Annotated in this window: 19 protein-coding genes; 9 read left to right on the top strand and 10 right to left on the bottom strand. The window is 62.9% G+C overall.

Annotated elements, in window-relative coordinates; translation table 11 throughout:
- Positions 1-64: 64 nt before the first annotated feature.
- Complete coding sequence (gene ychF, locus ACLP2E_RS06965; protein ID WP_442465498.1) at positions 65-1,162, bottom strand: redox-regulated ATPase YchF; 1,098 nt, start codon at positions 1,160-1,162, stop codon at positions 65-67.
- 150 nt (positions 1,163-1,312) lie between these two features.
- Between ychF and ACLP2E_RS06960 the strand changes: the two genes are divergently transcribed.
- The 3 genes from ACLP2E_RS06960 (at position 1,313) to ACLP2E_RS06950 (ending at position 2,896) form a co-directional block, all read left to right on the top strand.
- On the top strand, positions 1,313-1,741 hold the full coding sequence (locus tag ACLP2E_RS06960) for a hypothetical protein (RefSeq protein WP_442463877.1): 429 nt from the start codon (positions 1,313-1,315) through the stop codon (positions 1,739-1,741).
- 54 nt (positions 1,742-1,795) lie between these two features.
- Positions 1,796-2,305, top strand: coding sequence for a YchJ family protein (locus tag ACLP2E_RS06955; protein ID WP_442465497.1), 510 nt, complete (start codon positions 1,796-1,798; stop codon positions 2,303-2,305).
- A gap of 321 nt (positions 2,306-2,626) precedes the next feature.
- Positions 2,627-2,896, top strand: a complete 270-nt coding sequence (locus tag ACLP2E_RS06950) for an usg protein (RefSeq protein ID WP_442463879.1) — start codon at positions 2,627-2,629, stop codon at positions 2,894-2,896.
- 41 nt (positions 2,897-2,937) lie between these two features.
- Here the strand turns inward: ACLP2E_RS06950 and ACLP2E_RS06945 are convergent, their stop codons facing one another.
- The gene (locus tag ACLP2E_RS06945; protein WP_442463880.1) at positions 2,938-4,266 is read right to left on the bottom strand and encodes a response regulator; all 1,329 of its coding nucleotides are present in this window, start codon (positions 4,264-4,266) and stop codon (positions 2,938-2,940) included.
- A gap of 211 nt (positions 4,267-4,477) precedes the next feature.
- On the opposite strand from ACLP2E_RS06945, the gene ACLP2E_RS06940 reads away from it, so the two are divergent.
- Complete coding sequence (locus ACLP2E_RS06940; RefSeq protein ID WP_442465496.1) at positions 4,478-4,774, top strand: hypothetical protein; 297 nt, start codon at positions 4,478-4,480, stop codon at positions 4,772-4,774.
- Positions 4,775-4,846: 72 nt separating this feature from the next.
- Here ACLP2E_RS06940 and ACLP2E_RS06935 read toward each other — a convergent pair whose 3' ends face one another.
- The 4 genes from ACLP2E_RS06935 to ACLP2E_RS06920 all read right to left on the bottom strand — a co-directional run bounded on the left by ACLP2E_RS06935 (position 4,847) and on the right by ACLP2E_RS06920 (position 8,112).
- Positions 4,847-5,899 carry a sensor histidine kinase gene (locus ACLP2E_RS06935; RefSeq protein WP_442463882.1) on the bottom strand — a complete coding sequence of 351 codons (1,053 nt, stop codon included), beginning with the start codon at positions 5,897-5,899 and terminating at the stop codon, positions 4,847-4,849.
- A gap of 1 nt (position 5,900) precedes the next feature.
- Entirely contained in the window at positions 5,901-6,347 is a 447-nt protein-coding gene (locus ACLP2E_RS06930) for a response regulator (protein WP_442463883.1), read from the bottom strand.
- Entirely contained in the window at positions 6,347-7,861 is a 1,515-nt protein-coding gene (locus ACLP2E_RS06925) for a sensor histidine kinase (RefSeq protein WP_442465495.1), read from the bottom strand. The genes ACLP2E_RS06930 and ACLP2E_RS06925 overlap by 1 nt, the downstream gene beginning before the upstream one ends.
- Positions 7,862-7,947: 86 nt before the next feature.
- Positions 7,948-8,112, bottom strand: a complete 165-nt coding sequence (locus ACLP2E_RS06920) for a DUF1328 domain-containing protein (RefSeq protein ID WP_442463885.1) — start codon at positions 8,110-8,112, stop codon at positions 7,948-7,950.
- A 190-nt stretch (positions 8,113-8,302) separates the two neighbouring features.
- Between ACLP2E_RS06920 and ACLP2E_RS06915 the strand changes: the two genes are divergently transcribed.
- Positions 8,303-9,217 carry an alpha/beta hydrolase gene (locus ACLP2E_RS06915; protein WP_442465494.1) on the top strand — a complete coding sequence of 305 codons (915 nt, stop codon included), beginning with the start codon at positions 8,303-8,305 and terminating at the stop codon, positions 9,215-9,217.
- Here the strand turns inward: ACLP2E_RS06915 and ACLP2E_RS06910 are convergent.
- Entirely contained in the window at positions 9,201-10,184 is a 984-nt protein-coding gene (locus tag ACLP2E_RS06910; RefSeq protein WP_442465493.1) for a polysaccharide deacetylase, read from the bottom strand. The genes ACLP2E_RS06915 and ACLP2E_RS06910 overlap by 17 nt on opposite strands.
- A gap of 10 nt (positions 10,185-10,194) precedes the next feature.
- Here ACLP2E_RS06910 and ACLP2E_RS06905 point away from each other — a divergent pair, with 10 nt between their 5' ends.
- Complete coding sequence (locus tag ACLP2E_RS06905) at positions 10,195-10,635, top strand: GNAT family N-acetyltransferase (RefSeq protein WP_442463888.1); 441 nt, start codon at positions 10,195-10,197, stop codon at positions 10,633-10,635.
- A 5-nt stretch (positions 10,636-10,640) separates the two neighbouring features.
- On the opposite strand, the gene ACLP2E_RS06900 is transcribed toward ACLP2E_RS06905, so the two are convergent.
- The gene (locus tag ACLP2E_RS06900) at positions 10,641-12,629 is read right to left on the bottom strand and encodes an acyltransferase family protein (RefSeq protein WP_442465492.1); all 1,989 of its coding nucleotides are present in this window, start codon (positions 12,627-12,629) and stop codon (positions 10,641-10,643) included.
- Positions 12,630-12,667: 38 nt separating this feature from the next.
- Complete coding sequence (gene dnaN, locus ACLP2E_RS06895) at positions 12,668-13,786, bottom strand: DNA polymerase III subunit beta (protein ID WP_442465491.1); 1,119 nt, start codon at positions 13,784-13,786, stop codon at positions 12,668-12,670.
- Between the two features lie 219 nt (positions 13,787-14,005).
- On the opposite strand from dnaN, the gene ACLP2E_RS06890 reads away from it, so the two are divergent.
- The 3 genes from ACLP2E_RS06890 (at position 14,006) to ACLP2E_RS06880 (ending at position 17,227) form a co-directional block, all read left to right on the top strand.
- Positions 14,006-16,207 carry a transglycosylase domain-containing protein gene (locus ACLP2E_RS06890; protein WP_442463891.1) on the top strand — a complete coding sequence of 734 codons (2,202 nt, stop codon included), beginning with the start codon at positions 14,006-14,008 and terminating at the stop codon, positions 16,205-16,207.
- A 149-nt stretch (positions 16,208-16,356) separates the two neighbouring features.
- Entirely contained in the window at positions 16,357-16,710 is a 354-nt protein-coding gene (locus tag ACLP2E_RS06885; protein WP_442465490.1) for a hypothetical protein, read from the top strand.
- 211 nt (positions 16,711-16,921) lie between these two features.
- Positions 16,922-17,227: a hypothetical protein gene (locus ACLP2E_RS06880; RefSeq protein WP_442463740.1), complete on the top strand. Its 306-nt coding sequence runs from the start codon at positions 16,922-16,924 to the stop codon at positions 17,225-17,227.
- Between the two features lie 24 nt (positions 17,228-17,251).
- Here the strand turns inward: ACLP2E_RS06880 and ACLP2E_RS06875 are convergent, their stop codons facing one another.
- Positions 17,252-17,644 (bottom strand): VOC family protein, encoded by a 393-nt coding sequence (locus ACLP2E_RS06875; RefSeq protein WP_442465489.1) that lies wholly within the window; start codon positions 17,642-17,644, stop codon positions 17,252-17,254.
- Positions 17,645-17,661: the final 17 nt, after the last annotated feature.

Genomic DNA, 17,661 nt, shown 5'->3' with positions numbered 1-17,661 from the left:
CACTTCGCTTGAAAACGCTCTAAACGCTGGCTCCCTTCTCCCCTTGCGGGAGAAGGACATCCTCTCAATTCGCGAACCTGAAATGCAGCACGTCGCCGTCGGCGACGACATATTCCTTGCCTTCGAGGCGGAATTTTCCGGCCTCGCGAGCGCCCGCCTCGCCGTTGCAGGCGACGTAATCGTCATAGGCGATGGTCTCGGAGCGAATAAAGCCTTTTTCGAAATCCGAGTGAATCACGCCCGCCGCCGCGGGGGCCTTGGTGCCCGCCTCGACGGTCCAGGCGCGCGCTTCCTTCGGGCCGACGGTGAAATAAGTGATGAGATGCAGAAGGCCGTAGCCGGCGCGAATGACGCGGTTGAGGCCCGGCTCGGCCAGGCCGACGGCGTCGAGATAATCCTTCTGTTCGGCCGACGGCATGACCGCGATCTCGCTCTCGATCTGAGCCGATACCACCACCGCGACCTCGCCCTCCTCGGCTGCGCGAGCGAAAACTTTTGCCGAATGCTCGTTGCCGGCGTCGGCGGAAGACTCCTCGACATTGCAGACGTAGAGCACCGGCTTCGAGGACAAAAGGCCGAGCTGGGCGAAAGTCTTGCGCTGTTCAGGGGCGACTTCGACCAGACGCGCGGGCTTGCCTTCGCGCAGCAGCGCCAGGCTGCGGCTCACCAGATCGAGCTGCTCGCGCGCCTCCTTGTCGCCGCCCTTGGCCTTTTTCTCCAGCGCGACGACCCGCTTTTCCAGCGAGTCGAGATCGGCCAGCATCAGTTCGGTCTCGATGGTCTCGATGTCGCGGATCGGATCGACCTCGCCGTCGACATGGGTGATGTCGCCGTCGACAAAGCAGCGCACGACATGGGCGATGGCGTCGCATTCGCGGATATTGGCGAGAAACTGGTTGCCGAGGCCCTCGCCCTTGGAGGCGCCGCGCACCAGCCCGGCTATGTCGACGAAGGTCAGCCGGGTCGGGATGATCTCCTTGGAGCCGGCTATTTTGGTCAGCGTCTCGAGACGCGGATCGGGCACCGCGACGTCGCCGACATTGGGTTCGATGGTGCAGAATGGATAGTTGGCCGCCTGCGCCGCCGCTGTCTGCGTCAAGGCGTTGAACAGCGTCGATTTGCCGACGTTCGGCAGTCCGACAATGCCGCATTTGAATCCCATGGCTCGTCGCTCGCCCAATGTGAAAGGAGTTGACCCGCCCTATGCGGCGCAGGGGGCGAAAAGGCAAGTCCGCTCTCAGCTGAATCTCGGCCTTATTTTCGTCACGGGCCTTCTATTTAAAATCGCCGTTCGACCCTCAATGAGTGAACCATGCACCGAATTGGCTGGGCGTTTTCCGCCGACTGCAAGAGATTTCTGGTTTTGCTGCTGGCGATTGTCGGCCTCGCGCTGATGGCGGCGGGAGAGGCCTCGGCGCGTCAATGCCCGCGCGGAGAAATTTGGCGCGTTTCGAAGAACGTCTGCGCCCCGAAGGGCGAAAAGTTCGGAGCCTTAAAGGCAAATAGCTACGCGCCGAAAAGCGAAGTGGTCGGAGGCCATGTCTTTTATGGGCCGTCTGTTGGGGCGAAACCCTCGCAGGAGATGGAGCCGGAGACCGTGGACGCCGCGCCGTCCGACAATCCAGCCGACATGGAGACGCCGGCGACCTATGTCGCCGCCAAACGGCCGAAGCCGCCTTCGTCGGCGCCCGCGCCCTCGCCTTATGGCGAGTTGTCGCTGGATAGTTTCGCCAAACCCTGATTCAGGGCGCGCCCTGGCATTGCAACCCGTGAAAAATCGGCTAGTTTACGCGCCATGACGCAAGAAACCTGCCCCTGCCGCGCCCTGGCGCAAGAAAAGCTCGATTTCGCCGCTTGCTGCGGCCCCTATCTGGCCCGCGAAAAACTCCCCGCCACGGCCGAGGCGCTGATGCGCTCGCGCTACAGCGCCTTCGCCAAGGGCGATATCGATTATCTCTACGACACCCTGTCGCCCGAACAGCGCACCGATTTCAACTGCGACGCCACGACCGAATGGGCGCGGAAATCGAATTGGCTCGGCCTCGATATCGTCGAGACCGAAAAGGGTCTGGAAAACGACGCCAGCGGCACGGTGACTTTCACCGCCCATTTCAGCCGCGACGGCAAGAAACTGGCGCACAAGGAAAAATCCTTGTTCAGCCGCGCTCTCAAGGACGGGCGCTGGCAATTCGCCGACGAATTGACCATCAAGAGCGAACCCGTGGTGCTGGGGCCGCAACCCGGCCGCAACGATCCATGCCCTTGCGGATCGGGCAAGAAATACAAGAAATGCTGCGGCGCTTGAGGAAATCCTGGCGCTGGATGAATATGGTTGACGCTCAGGCGCCTTGCCGCCTGGAGTCTCGGTGTTTTTTCCGTAGGTGAGGAGCTTGCCCGGCGACCGAGGCCCAGCCTTGCAGCGCCGCGGGCGCGGAACGCGCCGTAGTCGCCGGTCTACGAAAGTTGAAGCGGGAAGGCGCGGGTCAGGTTGCCTGCTGGTACGGCCGAAGCGAGCTTCGCGCAAATCGGGGAAACCAATCAGCACTCGCCGGCTATGGCTGCCAACAATATGATTCATTGAACTTTTTTCCTTTTTGCCACTTAATACTTGGCAAGGAGACGTTCGATGGTTTCAAAAGACTTTCTTCGTCAGCTCGAAGGCTATGGCGTTACAACGGCCAACATTCTTTACCGGATGCCGGATCACCCCGCGATCATCCAGTCCTTCATCTGGCAACAATATGATCTGCAGCCGGATTTTCCGGAACTGAAAAAATTCCTCAAATTCTGGACGGAAAAGATCGAGGGGCCGATTCACCAGGTCATCGTCGGCCATTCCAAGCTGATAAAGCCGGCGGAGCTGAGGTTGGTGGGAGCGGAATTCCACTTGCATTGAAGCTGTTCGGGGCAACCAGCTTTTGTCACCAGGGACTGGGGTTACTCCCGACCCGCCAGGGCCACGGCTAACGCCGCCATGATCTGTTTTACGTTATAGGGTTTGCGGGTCATGGCCTTGCCGGCGAAACGCGGCGGCATAGTTGTTTCGTCACTCTGGCCGGTGGCGAAAATGAAGGGGATTCCGCGTTTTTCCAGAGCCTCGGCGACGGCGAGAGAGGTTTCGCCGACGAGATTCAAATCGAGAATCGCCGCGTCGATCGCCGCGCCTTCCAGCGCCTGCAGCGCCTGGGCCGCCGAGGAGCAGACGCTTGCGACGACGGCGCCATTCTCGTTCAGCGAGGCTTCAAGATCCATCGCGATCAAGGCCTGATCCTCGACGATCAGCACGCGCATACCCTTGGCCGCGCCCTTGGCCGTCGTCGCACGCCCTTCGGCGCGATCCTCTCCGGAGCGCCGCTGCAATAAAAGTTGCAGGCGCAGAGAAACATATTGGCCGAACAATTCGGCGACGGCTCGCAGATCCATCGCCGGATGACGCGGCTCCTGGTTCTGACAGAGGATCAGGCCCCATAACTCGTCCTCGACGACCAGCGCCACTGCGAGGGCGGCGACGGCGCCGCTGCGGCGCAAGGTCTCGCGCTCGTCGGGGCTGGCGGCGGAGAGGAACGCAAATTTCAGGTCGAGGGGCGCTGCGTCCGGCCCCGCGAGAATTTTGGACGGCGCCGCCTCCCCATCGACGATGACGCGAAGGCCGGAGGCGAGATATTTTGCGCGGGTAGCTTCGGCGAAGTTCTCGATAGGGCAGGCGCCTTCGGCCCAGGATTCCAGGTCGGGGGATTTCTGCTCGGCGACGACGACGGGCCGCCCGCCGGACTCGAAGCGCAAGACGGCGACGCGGTCGTATTGCAACATGGAAAAGCACAGACGCGCTGCAATCTTCAACAATCTATCGACCTCGGCGGCTTGGGCGACCCGCGCGAAGCTCGCTCGCAGCCGGTCGAACAGCGGACGGTCGCCTTCCGGCGCCGCCTGTTCGATTTCGATCAGGGTTTCGTCATCGGTCGCGTGAACGGCCAGGTTGAAGGTGGGTTGGCCGAAGGCGCCCTCGCAACCGGGAAACCGGACGCCCATCAGCAGGGCCGGGGGGGCCGGCGTGGGGTTGCGCGACAAGGCGTTGCGCAAACTATGCGTTACCTCGGGCCCGAGGATGTCGCGCAAGGAGGAGCCAATGAACGGCTCCATCCAGAAGCGAAACAGCTCGGAGAGATTGGCCGAGTGGCGGCGCACCTTGGCGGCGGTTTCGTCACAGACGATCAGCCATCCGTGCGGCTGGATGGCGTCCGCGCGATCAACGAAGGCGTCGGCCATGTTCCTCGTTCTCCCCGCTGACGACGCCAAAAGAATTTGCTGCGGCCTGAAGCCTTTTGTCCGGAACTTTTGTCGCGCCGTCTGGTTGAGGCGTCAATGGCCGGGTTGAAGCAATTGCAGCCGAAGGAACGGCCTCCTGGCGCGCAAAGCGTGGGACGAAATTCGAGCGCGGCGCAGTTCAGTCGAACGGGGCTCGAAGGGGAGGATGGCCATGCGGGGGCATAATCGACCGGTATTTCGTATTTTAATGGTTCTGGCGCTCGGCGCCGCGATGGGCGGGTTGGCGGGACAGTCCGCGCGTTCGCAAAGACCGCGGCCGGCGCGGGCGGAAGGGCCGGCCCCGATCGTTTTGGCGACGGTGATAGAAAGCGCGGTTCCCGAAAGTTGCCTGCTGGCGCCGCGTGAAGAAGACGATTCCGCCGAGTCCTCCGGCAAAGTCCAGGCCAATCCCGACCGGCAGCCGGCGAGCGGCGAACGCGCCAAAAAGAAAGTCATCGCCTGCGGCTGAAAGCGTTTGCGAATACGAAAACTCATGGCCTTTTCCGATCCGGTTGAACCGGATCGGAGGGCATATGGATTTTTACGGCAGCGGAAATTCGAGCCGGGTCCGCACGCCGTTCGGCGAGACATCTCGTGTGCAGGTTGCGCCCAGCGTCCGGGTCATCGCCACGAGGATTTTCGACCCCAGTCCGGTGCCCTTGCTCCGCTCGGCGGGATCGAAACCCTTGCCGTCATCCTCCACGTTGAGAAAACCGCCTTCGGCGGTCCCGCCGACGGAGACGCGGATCACACCCTTCTGCTGCGGCGGATAGGCGTATTTGAAGGAGTTGGTGACCAGTTCTCCGACGATGACGCCAAGCGAAACCGCCTTGTCGGTGGGAACGACGAATTTTTCGGCGTTCAGCTCGACACGATGGTCATGATCGCTGTCGCGCAGGGATTCCGCCAGTTCCGCTGTCAAATGCCCAAGATAATCGTCGATTTCGACCAGACCGAGCTGGTCCGAGACGTAAAGCCGGCGATGGACACTGGCTATGGCGACGATGCGCCGCTGCGTTTCGTGCAAAGCCGCGATGGCGGCGGGATCCGACAGGGCGCTGGCCTGCATCCGGACCATGGCGGCGGCGAGGGCGAGACTGTTGGCGATGCGATGGTTGACCTCGCGAAGCAGGGTCTCGGCGCGGTCGCGGGCCGCGCGGACTTCCTTCTCGTTGCGCTCGCGCAGCCTTTGCCAGCGCCATCGATCGAGAACCTGTTCGATGGCGACGGCCAGCAATTCGAAAAACGCCCCGTCCATGTCCTTGACGACATATTCGTCGGCGCCGGCGTGGATCGCCTGGATCGCAGTCTTGGCGTCCCTGGCGGCGGTGACATAGACGACAGGCGGCCTCGCCCCGCGCGGCCCTAACTGGCAAAGCACGTCAAATCCGGTCTCGCCTTCCAGCGTGTGATCGAGCGCAATCACGTCGACGCCGCCTTGTGCGAGAAGCGCCAGGCCCTCGCTCCCGCTCTGCGCGTGCGCGACCTCGTGTCCGCGCTTTGACAGCGCCCTCTGCGCCAAGGCGGCGAAGCCGGGATCGTCGTCGATATAAAGCACCCGGATGGGATCGTTGGCCTCTGCGCCATAGGACATGTCAATCGACCTCCGGAACCTGCATGACGGACAAGAACAACCCAAGCTGCCGGATGGCGTGTGCGAAGTTTTCATAGACCAGCGGCTTGGTGATGAAGGCGTTTGCGCCGAGATCGTAGCAGCGCTGGATTTCGCGCTGGTCGTCGGCGGTGGTCAGGACGATGGCGGGAGAGCGGCGCAGATGGGCGTCGCCTTTGATCCGGGCGAGGATGTCGATCCCGGTCATGTCCGGCAGGTTCAGATCGAGCAGGATAAGGCACGGCGCGCCGGATTTCTTCCGCCCGCAGCCCTCGCCGAACAGGAAGGCCAGCGCGCTGGCGCCGTCGCGGAAGCAGGCGATGTCGTTGCTCACGCCGGCGCGCCTGATATGTTTCTCGATCAGTCGCGCATGACCTTCGTCATCCTCGATCATGACGATCAAAACCGGCTTTTCGTCCCTGATGTTCATCATTTCGCCACATCGCGATTTTGGTCGATGATCGTGTCGAGATTGCGAGCCAGAGAGAAGCGGAACACCGAGCCCGAAACGCCATCCGATTCGACGTTTATTTCGCCTCCGAGCCGGCGCACCAGCGAGCGGACATGGGCGAGACCAACGCCTTCGCCGGGTCGATCCTGCGCGCCGGCGCGGCGGAACAGGTCGAAAATACGCTCCTGGTCCTTTGGCGCGACCCCTCTTCCATTGTCGCGGATTTCGAACCAGGCCAGCGCGCCGCGTCCCTCGCCGCTGATCGTGATTTGTCCGGCGCGGTCGCGGGCGAAATATTTCACCGCATTGTCGAAGAGGTTGGTGAAAATCTGCTTCACCGCATTGGCGTCGCTGACGATGTCGGGCAGGGGCGCCACGATGGTCGCCTCGCCGCCGCTCTCCACCAGCCGGCGCCGGATTTGCGACAGGCAATCCTCGACCAGTTCGCGCATATCGATGCGCTGGGGATGCAGGGGCGCGCGTCCCAGCCGGGACAATTGCAGAATGGCGGTAATGAGCGCATCCATCCGCGCCAGAGAGGATTGGATGAAGCGCAAGGCCTCCGGCCCGTCTTCGTCGACGGCGGCGTAAACTTCCTTCATCCGCTTGAACGGCGCTCCGGCGCGTTCGGCGTCGACATAGGCTTTGAGCACCTGGCCGGCATTTTCCAGTTCGCGCGTAAAACCCATGATATTGATCAACGGCGCGCGCAGGTCGTGGCCGACGATATGGGTGTAGCGCTGGATTTCCTCATTCGAACGCACGAGCTGGCGGGTGCGCTCGGCCACACGGGCTTCGAGCTGCTGGTTGGCTTCGCGCAGATCGCTCCGCGCATGGAGCAGCTGGCGATTGTGCCAGGCCATGGCGCCGATGGACAATATGGACAGCGCCAGAATGCCGAACGCGCCTTCCAGATTGGTCCAGCGCAGCTCTGCCGCCGTCACGCTCAATTCGTCACGATAATGAAGGCGGACCTCGCCGAGTTTTTCCCGCGCTTCATTCACCGCCGCCCTGATCCGCAGCTTCGCCTCGGCGCCGGTTCCCCCCCGCACGATATCCAAGGCGGCCTCGACGTCACCGGCGCGGGCGAGATCGACCGTCCTGGCCAGCTCCGCGAATTTCGCCTCGACCTCGTCGCGCAGCGACGCATCGATGGCGGGGGCGGCCTCGCCAAGCTCGGAGCGCAGGCTGCGATAGTCGGTGACAGTGGCCAAAGCCTTTTCCCTGGCGGCGGCAAGATCAGCCAGAAAGGAATCCTTTCGCGTCAGAAGATAGCCGCGCTGCCCCGTTTCGGCCTCGAGAATGGTCTCCATGAGATCGGCCAGTTCGCGATCGGCTTTCGCCACAGCGGTCGCCTGGCGCAGGTCCTCCTGAACCTTCAGCGCATATTCATTGGCCTTGACCGAAATCCACAACAGGATCGCCGCTGCCGCCGCCGCCAGCAGGACATTGTAACCGAGAAGGCGCTTGTCGACATTTTTTATCATGCGCATTCCCTTCGTCGCCGCTTGAATACCCAGGGACGACGGCGGCATTATAGCGGGCGCGGACCGGCGGCGACGCCCAACCGCCGCGAGGCTCAGGAGCGCCCGACCAGTTGCATGACCAGCGAAACCAGGAAAAGTATCAGGAACAGGCCGAAAAGGATTCGCGCGATGGAGGACGAAGCGGAGGCGACGCCGCCAAAGCCGAGGGCGCCGGCGATTACGGCGACGACAAGAAAAACCAGCGTATAGTAAAGCATGACGCGGCTCCGTGGCTCGGAGAAGAAGAAAGAGCCGCAAGCACCCGGGATGGCGTACGAAGCTCGCGCCCTTGACGATCAAACGCCTTGGAACTCGCGTCGTTCCGGGGGCGTGGCCTTGATGAAACTTTTACGCCGGCTGCAAGTAAGGAAGGGAGCACCTTCTCAAGCTTGAGGGATGGGGAGTCGCATGTCGAAGAAAACGGTGGTCGTAGGCATCGCCTTGATGAGCGCGATAGCGGCTTATGCCGAGGCTGGCGCGCGAACCGACACCGAATGGCGCCTGCCAGGCGTATTGTTCAACGCCATGGTCAGCGAAAAAAACGTCGCGATCACGCGGGCCGTCGCCTATGGCCCAGGGCCACGGCAGAAGCTCGACATCTATCGTCCGGCGCCGGAGGCCGACCGCAAGGCCATCGTCATGTTCTTTTACGGCGGCGGCTGGCGCCGGGGCGAGCGCGCCACTTACCGCTTCATCGGCGCGGCTTTGGCGGCGCAGGGCTATACCGCGGTGATTCCGGACTACCGGCTCTATCCCCAATCCGTCTTTCCCGCCTTCATGGAGGATGCGGCGCTGGCCTATGCCTATGTGGCGAAAAACCTGGCCACCGGCGCCGAAAAGCGGCGGATCGTGCTGATGGGCCATTCCGCCGGCGGCTATATCGCGGCGCTTCTGGCGCTCGACAAGCGTTATCTGGCCGAAGCCGCGCCGGACGCGCCGCCGCCCGCAGCCGTGGTGGGACTGGCTGGACCCTATTCGTTCGATCCGACCACCTGGCCGCGCACGCGTAAAATTTTCGCCGCCGCCGCCGCAAATCCGGACCGCGCGCGTCCCGTGGCCTTCGCCTCGGCCGAGACGCCGCCGATGTTCTTTTCGCGCGGCGCCAACGATCAGGTCGTCGCCGCCTTCAACGCCGACGATCTGGCCAGCGCCTTGCGCGCGAAAGGCGTTTTTGTCGAGAACAAACTCTATCCGGGGCTCGGCCATGTCGGCCTTTTGCTGACTTTGTCGCGGCCTTTCCGCTGGCGCGCGCCGGTTCTCGACGACAGCATCGCCTTCATGGATCAAGCGCTTGGCGAGGCGAAGGTTACGGCGCTTCGTTGATCGGGCGGAAAGGCTTTGGCAGCTCTCCCTTTTGCCTCAGGCTATCGAATCTGTTCAGCCCGAAAGGCTCATTGCCATTGGCGTGGACCAGCAGGATGGCCCCGCCAGGCGGTTTTGCCGGCGAAACCGCCAGCCAGGCGTCGGAGCCGAGCGGAATCAGATGGTCGCGCCGCAGCGTCGCCATCCACTCGCGGTCGGAAATCAGGCCGGGGAAGCGGAAGAACACCGAAGGCGTCTCGCCATTGGCGATCAGCAGCCGCTCCAGATCGAGGACTTCGCGGTCTTTGTCCAGCCCCGGCTCAAGCAGGAAATTCTGTCCGTCGGGCAGTCCCGGACGGTAAGGATGGCTATAGGAATGGTTGACGAAAGTGATCGCCAGCCGGCCTTCCGCTTTTTCCCGCCGCAGCCAGGCGAAATCCGCCGGATGATGCGTGAGCCACAGGCCGGAGACCGCCAGGGCGACGGGGGCGGCTTCGCCCGGCTTTTCGAGCGATTGCAGGAATGCCCGGTCCAACGGCTTGCGCGAGGGACAAAGATCGCCGGTGAGATAGGCGCCTTCGCCGCGGCCGTGTTTAAGGCCGGCGTTTTCCAGCCAGGTCGCGCCAGCGCTCGGTTGTTTTCCCATGTCCGCAGCGTAATGATCGACCAGTTCGAGAAAGCGGCTCGTTCCTTGCGCCTCGCTGCAGTCCGAGCCGTCGGCGTACTCCAGGCTTGCAGCGAGGGTTTGGGGATCCACCGTCAGCAGCAGCTTTTCGCCGCCGACGCGCATTTCGCGGACGGCCACCCTCTGCTTCCCCGCCGCGCTGCAGGTTTTCAGGATCACCCGATAATCTTCCACCCGCTGCAGGGGCTGCAAGGGTGCGCCCAGCGGAGCCTCGACCTTTGCCGGGGATGGGCGATCGGTGGCCCTTGCGCCGGTGGCGGCGAGCGGCCAGAGTGCGAGCAGGAGAGCCAAAGCTTTATTCATGCGTGGATCAATGACAAAAAAAAATGTCCGGACCAAGCCTTTTCATATTGCAAGAGAAGTCCCCGGAAGCGAGGCGTCAAAACTGGTTTCGGCGCGTCTCGGGCGGGAAATCGCCGGAAACCATGGCCCTCGCGACGAAAAACTCTTCACACTGGCGGCGCGCGATGAAAACGGCGACTGGATCGGGGGCGTCAACGGCGTGATGCACTGGCGCTGGCTTTATGTCAGCCAGTTCTACCTGGCGCCGGGCTGGCGCCGCAACGGCCTTGGCCGCGCCCTCCTCGCAGAGGTGGAAAATTTCGCCCGCGAAAACGCCTGCGTCGGGCTCTATCTCGACACGTTCGAAGCGGGCGCGATGGATTTCTATCTCAAATGCGGCTTTGCCATCGCCGGACGAATCGAAAATTTCCCCCCCGGCGCGGCGCGGACTTTTCTCAGCAAGGCGCTTTAGAAAATTCAGCGTTTTCGCGCGGCGAGCGCTTTTTCGATCTCCGGCCCCAAAATTTCACCCACGACATATTCGGAGCCGCGCTGCGAAAAATGGCCGTAATCGATGGCCATCAGATCGTCGGGAAGATCGTCGCCAAGCCGGCGGCGGCAGCCTTCGTCCTCGCACAGCTTTTCGACCAGCGACACATAAGTCGCTCCCGCGCCAAAATCCCTTTGGCGCAAGGCGGCGTCGACGGCGAGGTTTTTCGTGTCGAGGCCGCTTGTGGAGAAGACGGGAGACATCCCGTCATTCAAAAGCTCGTTGGCCGCCAGTTGCGGCAGGCTCGGCGTCCATGTCGGAATCTGGCCGGAAATGATGACATGGCCGACGCCGCGCGCGCGCAGGGCCGAGGCGCCGGCGCGGAAATTTTGCAGGAAATCGCGATAGGCCCAGGCCGGCGAATTCAGGAAAAGGCCGAAATAAGCGCCGACGACCACAATCTCGGGTTTCAGCGCTTCGACCTGGGCAAACACATAGTCGTTGATCACACGGCAGCGTTGCGTCGCCGTCACGCCCCCCGCCGACAGATCGATCTTTTCGACCAGCGGCGCGCAATAGCTGGCGTTGAGTTGCAGGATATTGGCCCTGTCGCCGAATCTGGCCTTGAGCCCGGGATAAAGATGCGCCCCGTGCGAGTCGCCCAGCAGCAGGATGGTCGGCTTGGCGGGATCGGCTTTTTGCAGGCATTGCGGCGCGAAAGCTTCGGCCACATTCGCGGCGGTCAGGGCCTCATCCTGCCGATCGTCGTAACATTGGCCGGCGCGATAGAACTTCTGGTCGAACCCATGCGGCGGAAAGGCGAAAATCGCCGCGACCTGGGCGGGATAGCGGCCAGGAAAGCCTTTTTCCGCTCGCGTCAGCATTCCGATCAATCCGAGCGCGATGAGAACCGAGGCCAGTCCCGCGACGGTTTTTCGCGGACGCCGCACGGAAAAGGCGAATACGGGACGCTCAATGAGGCGATTGGTCAAGACGGCGAGAATCAGCGCCAGAACGGCCAAAGCCAGCCGCAGGCCCAACGGCGTCAGGTCGCCCCAGCGCAAAAAGGCGAAAGCCAGCAAAGGCCAGTGCCAGAGGTAGAAGGGATAGGACAGGCTGCCGAAAAACTGCATCGGCGGCGCGCGCAGGATTTTCTCGCTCCACCGGCCCGGAAAGGCGATGACCAGCGCGCAGCCCAGCGTCGGAACCGCGGCGCGCCAGCCGGGAAAAGGCTGGCTTTCCTCGAACAGGAAAATCGCGCCTGCCATCAGCGCGATTCCAAGGAGCGCCAATCCTCCTTGTCGCGAAGTGGCGAGCGGCTCACGTAAGAACTCGAAGCGCGCCACGGCGGCGCCCAGCGCCAGTTCCCAGGCGCGGCCCCAGGGAAGATAGAATGCGGCGGTGGGGTTTTCGACCGTCTGATGGAGATTGAAGCCGAACGACAGCGCCATGAACAGCAGGATCATCGCGCCGATTGGCAGGCGCAGCCGGGCGGCGACCAGCAGCAGCGCCGGCCAGACGATGTAGAATTGCTCCTCGATGCTCAGCGACCACAAATGCAGCAGCGGATTGCCCTGCGTCGCCGGGGCGAAATAATTGGCCTCCGACGCCAGGCTGAAATTGAGGATATAGGCTGCGGCTTCAAGCTGATGCTGGCCGAGCACGGTCAGCGCGGGCGGACTGAGCCAAAGCAGTCCGCAAACCCAGACAAAGCCGAGCACCACCGCCAGGGCCGGAAAAATGCGCCGCACCCTTCGCGCGTAGAAGCGGCGCAAGTTGAAACGGTCCGCCGCAATTTCCGAAAGAATGATCCGCGAGATCAGATAGCCGGAAATGACGAAAAAAATATCGACGCCGACGAAGCCTCCGGGCGCCAGCCGCCGCTCGACGTGAAAGGCGACCACGCTGACCACCGCGATGGCGCGCAAGCCGTTGATGTCGGGGCGAAAATTCAGGCGCGGAAGGGACGGGGCCACCACTGCCGGGCGAGCCGCGCCGCGGGACTCGTCGATCTTTAAACCCTCATGGGCATCAGCACGTAAAGCGCGCTGGCGCCGTCACGGTCCTGCACGATGGTCGGCGAGCCGGAATCGTTGAGCTTGAACAAAGCCGTATCACTGTCGAGCTGGTTGGCGATGTCGATCAGGTAACGGGCGTTGAAGCCGATTTCCAATGGCGCCGCGTTGTAATCGACCTCCAGCTCCTCGATCGCCGAGCCGGAATCCGGATTGGTGACGGAAAGCACCAGCTTGCCTTCGGAAACCGCGAGTTTGACCGCCCGCCCGCGTTCCGAGGAAATGGTCGAGACGCGGTCTACCGCGTCGGCGAAATCGCGGCGCTCGACGGTGAGGAACTTGTCGTTATGCGCCGGAATGACCCGGGCGTAATCGGGAAAGGAGCCGTCGATCAGTTTCGAGGTCAGCACCACCGCGCCGAGGGTGAAGCGGATTTTCGCCGCGGAAAGCTCGACTTCGACTTCAATATCGGGGTCTTCGATCAGCTTCTGCACTTCTGCAACCGCCTTGCGCGGCACGATGATGCCCGGCATGCCTACGGCGCCCGCCGGGGCCGCGGTCTCAAGCCGCGCCAGCCGGTGGCCGTCGGTCGCCACCGCCCGCAACACGGGCTGTCCGTCGGCCTCGGAGACATGCATGAACACCCCATTGAGGTAATAGCGGGTTTCTTCGTTGGAGATGGCGAATTGCGTCTTGTCGATCAGGCGGCGCAGATCGCCGGCCGGCAGCTTGAAGCGATGGCTGAGTTCGCCCGCCGCGAGATCGGGGAAATCGCTCTCCGGCAGGGATTGCAGGCTGAAGCGCGAACGGCCCGAGCGCAATTGCAACTGGCTGTTGTCGCTCCCCGTCTCCAGCGAGACCTGCGCGCCGTCAGGCAATTTGCGCACAATTTCATAGAGCGTATGGGCCGGCAGGGTGGTGGCGCCGGCCTGGCCGACATCGGCGGGAACCGTTTCGGTCACTTCAAGATCGAGATCGGTCGCCTTGAGCTGCACTCCGGCGCCGCCGGCGCTGAGCAGGACATTGGAGAGGATCGGGATCGTCGTGCGCCGCTCGACGACGCGATGCACGTGGCCCAGCGATTTGAGCAGAGCCGATCTCTCAAGCGTGACTTTCATGGGGCGGCGATCCGAATTCACAAATTTCCGTTTTGCGGGGGCGCAACTTTGCAGCGGCTCGGCCGCCAAAGCAAGGAGGCGGGTGGCGATTGCCTGAAGTTTTAGCAGGTTTTAGCGGCGCCGCAGCGGAAGCGACGCAGGAAAAACTTAACCGGCCCTTAATTCGCCGACTTTAGCATCAAAACAGACCCCTCATCTCGGGAGTCGGACGGCGGAATCATGGCGCGGAAAAGATCGGGCGGCGAGCGCATCGAGCCTGGCTTCGGGGCCAGGGCTGGAGGCGCGCCTCGCGTCGAGGCGGAGGCCCGCTCTGGGAAAAGGGCGAGAGGCGACGAAAAGCCGGCGGCTAAAAAACGCAAAAGCTCTTTTCTTGGCCGGCTGTTCTATTGGGGCTTCGTCTTCGCGGTCTGGGGTCTGATCGGCGCCGGCGGGCTGGTCGTCTATTACGGCTCGCAACTGCCGCATATCGACCATCTCGCGGTTCCCAAGCGCCCGCCCAATATAGCCGTGCTCGGCGTCGACGGCAGCCTGCTCGCCAATCGCGGCGATACGGGCGGCGCGGCTGTTCGTCTACAGGACCTGCCTCCCTATCTGCCGAAGGCCTTTGTCGCGATCGAGGACCGCCGCTTTTACAGCCATTGGGGCGTAGACCCCGTCGGCATTTTCCGCGCCATGTTCCGCAATGTCCTGGGCCGGGGAGGAATCCAGGGCGGCTCGACCCTGACGCAGCAATTGGCGAAGAACCTGTTCCTGACGCAAGAACGCACGGTCTCGCGGAAAATCCAGGAGGCGATCCTGGCGCTCTGGCTGGAGCATCGCTATTCCAAGGATCAGATTCTCGAACTTTACCTCAACCGCGTCTATTTCGGTTCCGGCGCCTATGGCGTCGACGCGGCGGCCGAGAAATATTTCGGGCATACCGCCAGGCAGGTGACGCTTCCCGAGGCGGCGATGCTCGCCGGACTGATGAAGGCGCCGACCAAGCTCGCGCCGAACCATAACGAGGCGGCGGCGGTCGAGCGGGCCAATCAGGTCATTGCGGCCATGGCGCAGGAGGGTCATATCACCGAGGCCATGGCGCAGGTGGCCCTGTCCCGCCCGGCCCGTGCGGTGCGCGGAAGAGCCGGCGGCTCGCTCAATTACGCCGCAGACTACGTCATGGACGTGCTCGACGACACCATTGGCGCCATTGACGAGGATATCGTCGTCACCTCGACCATCGACCCGGCGATGCAGGCTTCCGCCGAGCGCGCGCTCACCGACGTCATGTCGAAACAGGGCCCGAAATACGGCGTGTCGCAGGGCGCGCTGGTTTCGCTCGACGGCAATGGAGCGATCCGCGCCCTGATCGGCGGCCGCGATTACGAGGACAGCCAGTTCGACCGCGCGGTTTCCGCGCGTCGCCAACCCGGCTCCTCGTTCAAGCCCTTCGTCTATCTGACGGCGCTCGAACATGGACTGACGCCCGACACTGTGCGGGAAGACGCGCCGATCAATGTCCGCGGTTGGCAGCCGGAAAACTCGACCCACAGATACATGGGCCCGGTCAATCTCACCACGGCGCTCGCTTTGTCGCTGAATACCGTGGCGGTGCGGCTGGGGCTGGAGGTCGGTCCGCGCGCCATTATCCAGACCGCGCGCCGGCTTGGCGTCAACTCGGATTTGCAGCCCAACGCCTCGATCGCGCTCGGCACCTCCGAAGTCACGCCGCTGGAGCTGGTTTCCGCCTATGCGCCCTTCGCCAATGGCGGCATTGGCGTGCAGCCGCATATCATCACCAAGGTGCGCACGGCCGACGGCAAGCTGCTTTACGCGCGAAAGGGCTCAAGCAACGGGCGCGTCGTCGAGCCGCAATATGTGGCGATGATGAATTCCATGCTGGAGCAGACGCTGGCCATCGGCACGGGCAAGAAAGCCGATCTGCCGGGCTGGGAGGCGGCGGGAAAGACCGGCACCAGCCAGGACTACCGCGACGCCTGGTTCGTCGGCTACACCAGCCAGCTGATTACCGGCGTCTGGATCGGCAATGACGATAATTCGCCCACCAAAAAAGCCTCGGGCGCCAATCTCCCGGTCGAGATCTGGTCGCGTTTTATGCGCGAGGCCTTGAAGGGGATGGTGGTGGCTGGTTTGCCGAGCGGCGGCTGGCGCAGCGAGAGCCTGACCGGGGGGCCGGCGGCCTCGCTATGGCCGCAGGCGGCGCCGCCCGCCGAGGCGCCGCGTGCCGCCGCGGTCCATATGGACACCTCGAACCCCGGCTTGCCGGTGGTGATCAACGGTCCTGGCCGCGTCGTCACGGAAGCGCCCGAACGCGACGAGGAGCCGACGCCGCCGGAAAACATCCCCAACGGGCCACCGGGCCGCCGCCCGCGACAGGCCGCCGACGACGGCAATATTTTCCAGCAGCTGTTTGGGCGGTAAAGGTATAGCCTATTGAAATTGTTAAAAAAATTTTAGTTCATTTTGATTGCCAAACGGGGTCCGCAGACGCAACCATAATCCCGCTCAATCATTGGGAGTGTGGAAGGAGTCGCGCCGGCAGAGGCGTGACGGGAGCGAGGAGAAATCCGATGAAACATCGGTTTGGCATCGCAAAATCGGCGGCCGTATCAGCGGCCATGCTCGCGGCCACCGCCCTGGCGGCGATGACGCCCGTGCAGGCGCAAAGCATGAGGACGGTCAATGGCCAGGCTTATTGGCGGGGCGATCCCGGCCCCATCGATCCGGGCGCTTTCTGGGCCGGCGGCGAATATAGATACGACCCGCATCATTATCTCGGATACTGGAGCCAGGATCCGGCCGATTATACCGACGTGATTTATGCCGATCATGCGGGACCGGCGCGTTGCGTCTGGCGCAAGCGCGTCGTCAACTCCAACTGGGAATATATGCATCCTTATGTGAAAGTGTGCCGCCCGTCCTGACGGGCGCTACGCACGCGCTGGCGATGGCGAGATCATCGAACGAAAGGCCGGCGACCAGCCGGCCTTTTTGTCGATCGGCCTCCTTTGTCGTCTCGCGCCGCCATGAGATTGCGTATATGGATTCCGCCCGCGGGCGTGGCAATGAAGGACCGATCGCATGCAAAATCGGGCTTGGTTTGTGAAAATATCCCTGGTTGGCGCGTACGCGCTCATGGCCGCCAGTCTCGCCTCGCCGGCGCAGGCGCAAAACATCAAAACCGCCAATGGCACGGCCTATTGGGACAAGGACCCGGGGCCGATCGATCCCGGCTCCTACTGGACCTCAGGTCAGTATAAATACGATCCCAATGGCTATATGGAAAGAAATTGGCGTGACCCCGACCAATTCCATCTGATGACGCTCTATGCCGATCATGCCGGCAAGCAGAACTGCGTCTTTCGCAGGCGCGTCGTCGTCAGCACCTGGGATTTCCAGCACCCCTATCTGCGGGTCTGCCGCCGTCCGCAGACCGACTAGCAGCGGCGCTCTGAAAAGCTTTGGTCAGAGGGCCTTGTCGAAGCGGTCGACCACCATGCCGAAGCGTTGCTCCCAGAAGGTTTCAGCCATCGGCATGGTGATTTTCCCGCCCTCGGACAAAGCGGCGAAAAACCGCTCAGCTTCCTCCGGCGTATCGACGGTGATCGAAACAGTGAGGCCCTGCGCCTTATCGTAAAGATGGTCGGCGCGATCGGAGCCCATCAACCGTGCGCCGCCGATGTCGATCTGCGCGTGCATGACCTTGTCGCCCCAGCTTTCCGGCGTCTGCGTCAGGCCAGGTAAATCCTTGAAGCGCATCAGGACGCTCGGCGTTGCGCCGAAAATCGCGGCGTAGGACGCGAAGGCTTCTTCGCAATTGCCGTCGAAGGTCAGTTGGGGCTGATCCGCATGGGTCAAGCTCCGGGCGGTGAAAG

The organism is Rhodoblastus sp. (genome assembly GCF_052145335.1).
Classification (GTDB): domain Bacteria; phylum Pseudomonadota; class Alphaproteobacteria; order Rhizobiales; family Beijerinckiaceae; genus Rhodoblastus.
Note: the sequence above shows the minus strand (reverse complement) of the source record. Positions and strands in the feature narration are given on the sequence as shown.